The following is a 263-nucleotide window of genomic DNA, read 5'->3' as shown; positions in this document are numbered from 1 at the left end:
GGACTACTGGGGTATCTAATCCTGTTTGCTCCCCACGCTTTCGCACCTCAGCGTCAATACTTGTCCAGCGAGTCGCCTTCGCCACTGGTGTTCTTCCGAATATCTACGAATTTCACCTCTACACTCGGAATTCCACTCGCCTCTCCAAGATTCTAGCTATCTAGTTTCAAAGGCAGTTCCGGGGTTGAGCCCCGGGATTTCACCTCTGACTTGAATAACCGCCTACGTGCGCTTTACGCCCAGTAATTCCGAACAACGCTAGC

At 51.7% G+C, this 263-nt stretch carries 1 rRNA gene; it reads right to left on the bottom strand.

Going from position 1 to position 263, the window contains the following annotated elements:
- Positions 1-263: ribosomal RNA gene (locus tag BTW08_RS18625) — 16S ribosomal RNA — on the bottom strand; the annotation flags it as partial.

The sequence above is a fragment of the Salinicola sp. MH3R3-1 genome, assembly GCF_001937155.1.
GTDB lineage: Bacteria > Pseudomonadota > Gammaproteobacteria > Pseudomonadales > Halomonadaceae > Salinicola > Salinicola halophyticus.
This window is presented reverse-complemented; position numbering and strand designations above follow the sequence as displayed.